Source organism: Streptomyces olivochromogenes (assembly GCF_021538895.1).
Taxonomy (GTDB): Bacteria; Actinomycetota; Actinomycetes; order Streptomycetales; family Streptomycetaceae; genus Streptomyces; species Streptomyces olivochromogenes_A.
This window is the reverse complement of sequence record NZ_JADDRL010000231.1, coordinates 1-5,278: the sequence shown is the minus strand read 5'-3', so window position 1 is coordinate 5,278 and position 5,278 is coordinate 1. Positions and strand designations below refer to the sequence as shown.

The 5,278-nt window shown below is 72.8% G+C and carries 6 protein-coding genes; 2 read left to right on the top strand and 4 right to left on the bottom strand.

Annotated features, from left to right (window positions below):
* Nucleotides 1–698 precede the first annotated feature (698 nt).
* The 3 genes from IPZ69_RS46275 to IPZ69_RS46265 are packed head-to-tail and all read right to left on the bottom strand — an operon-like array spanning nucleotide 699 to nucleotide 3,011.
* A complete protein-coding gene (locus IPZ69_RS46275; protein WP_235460936.1) occupies nucleotides 699–953 on the bottom strand; it encodes a hypothetical protein in 255 nt (84 codons plus the stop codon).
* The gene (locus IPZ69_RS46270) at nucleotides 905–1,942 is read right to left on the bottom strand and encodes a hypothetical protein (protein ID WP_235460935.1); all 1,038 of its coding nucleotides are present in this window, start codon (nucleotides 1,940–1,942) and stop codon (nucleotides 905–907) included. The genes IPZ69_RS46275 and IPZ69_RS46270 overlap by 49 nt, the downstream gene beginning before the upstream one ends.
* Before the next feature lie 55 nt (nucleotides 1,943–1,997).
* Nucleotides 1,998–3,011: a magnesium and cobalt transport protein CorA gene (locus tag IPZ69_RS46265; RefSeq protein ID WP_235460937.1), complete on the bottom strand. Its 1,014-nt coding sequence runs from the start codon at nucleotides 3,009–3,011 to the stop codon at nucleotides 1,998–2,000.
* On the opposite strand from IPZ69_RS46265, the gene IPZ69_RS47640 reads away from it, so the two are divergent.
* Nucleotides 2,953–3,168, top strand: coding sequence for a hypothetical protein (locus IPZ69_RS47640; RefSeq protein ID WP_235460934.1), 216 nt, complete (start codon nucleotides 2,953–2,955; stop codon nucleotides 3,166–3,168). The genes IPZ69_RS46265 and IPZ69_RS47640 overlap by 59 nt on opposite strands.
* Before the next feature lie 109 nt (nucleotides 3,169–3,277).
* Nucleotides 3,278–4,387, top strand: a complete 1,110-nt coding sequence (locus tag IPZ69_RS46255; protein ID WP_235460933.1) for a winged helix DNA-binding domain-containing protein — start codon at nucleotides 3,278–3,280, stop codon at nucleotides 4,385–4,387.
* A 122-nt stretch (nucleotides 4,388–4,509) separates the two neighbouring features.
* On the opposite strand, the gene IPZ69_RS46250 is transcribed toward IPZ69_RS46255, so the two are convergent.
* Nucleotides 4,510–5,278: S1 family peptidase (locus IPZ69_RS46250; RefSeq protein WP_235460932.1), on the bottom strand; the 769-nt coding region annotated here is incomplete at its 5' end.

Sequence of the window (5,278 nt, the reverse complement as noted above, 5' to 3'; positions counted from 1 at the left end):
GACCGGTCCTACGCGCTGTCGGGCGGCGCAGGGACCTTCGTCCCCGCTCCCCGGCCCGCCGACGCGGGAACTTCCACCGTCCCAGGGGCCGGCGAGGCTCTACGTGCCGTCGGGCGCTGGTACACGGTCGCCCGCCCTTGACCTGCCGCAGCCCCGCACCGGCCACGTCGCCGGTTCTCTCCCCGGGGCCTGGACGCTGTCGGGCGGTCCATGGACCATCGCCACCGCCCCCTGGCCTGCCGGCGCCCCACACCGGATACGCCGACGGGAACTTCCACCGTCCCTGGGGCCGGCGAGGCTCTACGTGCCGTCGGGCGGCTGGTACACGGTCGCCTGCCCTTGACCTGCCGCAGCCCGGCACCGGCCACGCCGCCGATTCTCTCCCCGGGGCCTGGATGCCGTCGTGCGGTGCACGGACCTTCGTCCCCGGCCCCCGGCCTGTCGGCGCCCCACACCGCATACGCCGACGGGAACCTCCACCGTCCCTGGGGCCGGCCAGGCCCTACGTGCCGTCGCGCGCCGGTACACGCTCGCCCCCGACCCGCCGCAGCCCCGCACCGGCCACGCCGCCGGTTCTCTCCCCGGGGCCTGGATGCCGTCGTGCGGTGCACGGACCAGAGCCCCCGCCCCCGGCCTGTCGGCGCCCCACACCGCATACGCCGACGGGAACCTCCACCGTCCCTGGGGCCGGCCAGGCCCTACGTGCTGTCGGGTGGTGGTGTGCCGAGGGTCGCGTAGTGGTGGTGGAGCGCGCGGGTTGACTTCTCGCGGTCCTGCCAGGTCTCCATGGCGGACTGTGCGGTGATCGCGCCGAAGGCGGCGAGTGCCGCCTGCCAGCTTGCCGGCTGGATGACCATGGCCCCGGTCAGCCAGCCCACGGCCTTCGGCGCCGTGAACCGGGCCATCAGCCCGCGGCCGCTGCGGCGGTTGGTCTCGTCGGCGGCGGCCCGCATCTCCTCCCGGTACAGCCGCAGCGCCTCGGCGTCCTCGCCGTCGCCCACGAGGGCGAGGGCCTTGCGCTGCCGGGCCCGGAACTCGCGGAACAGCGACTCCTCCCGGATCTCCAGCATGTGCCGGGTGTCGAGCCGCCCGCTGTTCGGCAGGGCGAGGGCGGCCAGGCGGACATGAAGCCCCCCTCCCGCTCGGGGAGCAGGGGAGCGAGCAGCGCGGCGGCCTCGCGGAACGCGGCCTCCTCGTCGGCGTCGGCGAAGAGTGGAACGGCCCGCCCGCCGGTCAACAGCCAGGCGCGCACCGTGCGTTCGGCGAGCTCCTGCCGCGAGACCGCGCCGCCCAGCCCGGCGATGCTGGAGCCGGCCATGGCGATGCTCCGGGGGTCGGCGGTCAGCTGGCGGGGGATGAACATGACGGTTCCGGCCCGGATGAGTGGGGCGAGATCGGCGAGGGTGCGCAGGGTGCGGACGAACAGGCCGGGCTCCAGCACCGGCCGCATGACCGTGTCCGGTGAGGACTCCTGGATGACCCGCATCTGGACGAGGGCGTGGTGCTCGTCGTCGAAGGGGTCCTCGAAGAGCACGTCGTGGGCGTAGCAGAGCGGGGCCTTCAGCTCCCGGTAGTCGGCGGAGAGCCGGCTGGGCAGCCGCTCCGCCCCGTAGAGCCGGCCGTCCATGAGGACGTTGAGCCGGCCCGTCCTCGGTACGTCGACGAGTTCGCGGCCCAGGAGCGCGGAGCGCAGATGCCCCTCGGGCATGGGGAGCGAGGCCGCCCAGCGCTCGGCGGGCACGCTGTGGATCTGCTCCAGATAGACGGACATGAACGCGTCGACGCGCAGCGCCTCGATGGTGGCGATGTCGTCGAGGCCCTTCGCCCGGGCCTCGTCGAACGTGGCCCGCCCCCAGGCCGCGAGATCGTCGATGTCCCGCGCGTAGAACGCCTCCAGGGCGCTCAGGACGGGGGTGCCGCAGGACGCCTGTGCTGTGCTCATCGATGGTCTCCCCGCCCGGAGGTCCGGACCTCGCCGCCGGCCGCCGGGACCGGCCCTACAGCCAGTCCCGGCGCTTGAAGATCAGGTACAGGGTGAGGCAGACGATCCCCATCAGGCCGATCGCGAAGGGATAGCCGAGGGCCCAGTGCAACTCGGGGATGTGGGAGAAGTTCATGCCGTAGATCGTGCCGACCAGGGTCGGGGCGAAGAGGATCGCGGCCCACGACGAGATCTTCTTGACCTCCTCGTTCTGCTCGAAGCCGGCCTCCGCCAGCGCCCGCATCTCCGCGTTCTGCTGCTGTGTCACCAGCGTCGCGTTCACCGTGAGGATCTCGGTGAGGGCCTGCCGGAAGCCGTCCACCCGCTCGCTGATGTGGGTGACGTGGTCGGCGACGTCGCGGAGGTAGCGCTGCAGCTCCTCGTCGGTCTCGTACTTGGCGAAACCGGCCATCAGGGCGTGCAGCATGCCGACCAGCGGGCGGGTGGCGCGCTGGAACTCGACGGTCTCGCGGGAGAGTTCGTAGATGCGGCGGGAGACCTCGGGGTCGCCGCGGAAGACCTCGGTCTCGATCTCGTCGACGTCGTTCTGGACGCCCCCGACGACCGGCGCGTAGCCGTCGACGACCGCGTCCAGGATCGCGTAAAGGACCGCCTCCGGGCCGAGTTTGAGCAGGTCGGGGGAGTCCTCCATGCGGCCGCGGACCGCGGAGAGGTCGGGGGCCGCACCGTGCCGGACGGTGATGACGAAGTCCGGCCCCACGAACACGTGCAGTTCGCCGAAGTCGACCTCCTCGGGCGCGTCCAGGTAGCGAGCGGCGCGCAGCACGACGAAGAGCGTGTCGCCGTACCGTTCCAGCTTCGGCCGCTGGTGCGCCTCCAGGGCGTCCTCGACCGCGAGCGGATGCAGGTCGAACTCGGCGGCCAGGGAGAAGAGTTCCTCGTCGGTGGGGCGGGCGAGGCCGATCCACGCCATGCCGGAGGGCTGCTCGCGCAGCGCGCGGTAGGTCTCGGTGAGACCGGCGGGGGAGGAGACCCGCACCCCGTCCTGGTACAGGGCCGCCTGGACGATGCTGCCCGCCTCGGCCGGTTCCCCGCCCGGCGGCTCGGCCGGGGACGCGGAGGGCGTGGCGGAGGGCTGCGGCTGGTTCAGGGCGCGGCGCCAGACGGACTTGCGGTGGTTCTTCTCGGCGATGTCGGCACCTCCGCGCGAGCCGGGTTCGGCCTGATCACGCAGCAGGATATACGGGGGGTTCGGCCCGGACGTCGGCCGAGGGTCCGGGATTCGGTGAGAGTTGCGGACAGAAGGTGTCCGCGAGCGGCTCTAGTGTGCGGGTCATGACGAAGACGACGACCGCGACGGCCCCTCTGCTCGGCATCCGCGCCCTCAACCGCGCGACCCTCGCCCGGCAACTGCTGCTGACCCGCTCGCCGCTGTCCGCGAAGGCCGCGGTGGAGCACCTCGTCGGCCTCCAGGCGCAGAACGTCAAGCCCCCGTACCACGCGCTCGCCGCCCGCCTCGACGGCTTCACGCCCGAGGCGCTGTCCGCCCTCATGGCCGACCGCGCGGTCGTCCGCATCGTCACCCTGCGCTCGACCATCCACACCCACACCGCCGACGACTGCCTCACCCTGCGGCCGCTCGTCCAGCCCGCCCGGGACCGCGAACTGCACGGCTTCCGCAAGAGGCTGACCGGCGTCGACCTGGACCGGCTCGCCGCGCTCGCCCGTGAGCTGGTCGAGGCAGAGCCGCGCACCATGGCGCAGCTGCGCGAGGCCCTGAGCGTCGAGTGGCCGGACGCCGACCCGCAGGCCCTGTCGGTCGCCGCCCGCTGCAAGCTGCCCCTCGTGCAGGTCACCCCGCGCGGGCTGTGGGGCCGAAGCGGCCAGGTCGCGCTCACCACCGCCGAGCACTGGCTGGGTCGCCCCGCCGGGCCGGCGCCCACCCCGGACGCGCTGGTGCTGCGCTATCTCGCCGCGTTCGGGCCGGCGTCCGTGAAGGACATGCAGACCTGGGCCGGACTGACCCGGCTGCGCGCGGCCTTCGAACGCCTGCGCCCGCGCCTGGTCACCTTCCGGGACCCGGCCGGCGTCGAACTCTTCGACCTGCCCGACGCCCCGCGCCCCGACCCGGACACCCCGGCCCCGCCCCGCTTCCTGCCCGAGCTCGACAACCTCCTGCTCTCGCACGCCGACCGCACCCGGGTCGTACCGCCCGAGTACTGGGGCCGCACCTGGGCGGTCAACCAGGCCTACCGGCCCCTCCTCGTCGACGGCTTCGTGGCCGGTGTGTGGAAGCCGGAGGACGACGGGCTGGTCGTCGAGCCCTTCCACGAGCTCACCCGGTCCCAGCGGGACGAGGTCGTGGCGGAGGGGCAGCGGATGCTGGCCGCGCTGCACCCCGGCGCGTCCGACGCCGTCCGGTTCGGCACGGTCGTACCGCGGTGACGGCGGGGCACCGAAGGAGAGGTACGGACGGCGGGCATGGATAGGGGGGCGCTGCGGGCCGCTCGTGGTGGCTCGCAACGCCCCCCTGGTCTTACCTGAGGGGTGCTCAGGAGTTTCGCTGGTTACGAGTTGACCTGCGTGGTCACCAGGTTCGAGAAGGTGGTCAGCCGGGTGTAGACACCCGGGTAACCGGCCTCCGCGCACCCCTCTCCCCAGGAAGTGATCCCTGCCAGGACGCCCCCGATGAGCAGGGGACCGCCGCTGTCGCCCTGGCAGGTGTCTACGCCACCGGATGTGTATCCGGCGCAAACCATGTCGGTCTGGACGAAGTCCGAACCGTAGGAGCCGCGGCAGCTGGAGTCCGAGACGGTCGGCACGGTCGCCGTCCGCAGCTGGTTGGAGGAGTTGCCGCTCTCCGAGGTGGTGCCCCAGCCGAGGATGCGGGCCGTGGTGCCGGCCGCGTACACGCCCGTCTGGGAGGAGGAGACGTACGTCGCCGGGGTGTACGGCATCGACGTCGACAGGGTCAGCACGGCCACGTCGTCGCCGTTGCTGGCGTCCGTGTAGTCCGGGTTGATCCAGATTTTGCTCACCCGGCTGACCGTACCGTTGGTCCCGTTGAGGTACGTCCGGCCGCCCACGACCCGGACGCCGCTGGTGGACTCGCCGGCCATGCAGTGCGCGGCCGTCACGACCTTCTTCGCCGCGACCAGGGTGCCCCCGCAGAACTGGTTACCGGAGGAGTCGGTGATCTGCATCATGAACGGGTACGCGGACGTCGTGGTCGTCGTGCCACCCACGACGGGCTGCGGGGCGGCGACGGCAGAGGGAGCGCTGAGCAGTGCGGTCGCCGCGGCGGCAGCGGTCGCCGCGACCACGGCGGCGGTCTTT

What these genes read in the sequence shown, in the direction of transcription:
- IPZ69_RS46275 (WP_235460936.1), bottom strand. Translation starts at nt 953, where the DNA reads ATGCGGGCCGCCGCCGACGAGACCAACCGCCGCAGCGGCCGCGGGCTG.
- IPZ69_RS46270 (WP_235460935.1), bottom strand. Translation starts at nt 1,942, where the DNA reads ATGAGCACAGCACAGGCGTCCTGCGGCACCCCCGTCCTGAGCGCCCTG.
- IPZ69_RS46255 (WP_235460933.1), top strand. Translation starts at nt 3,278, where the DNA reads ATGACGAAGACGACGACCGCGACGGCCCCTCTGCTCGGCATCCGCGCC.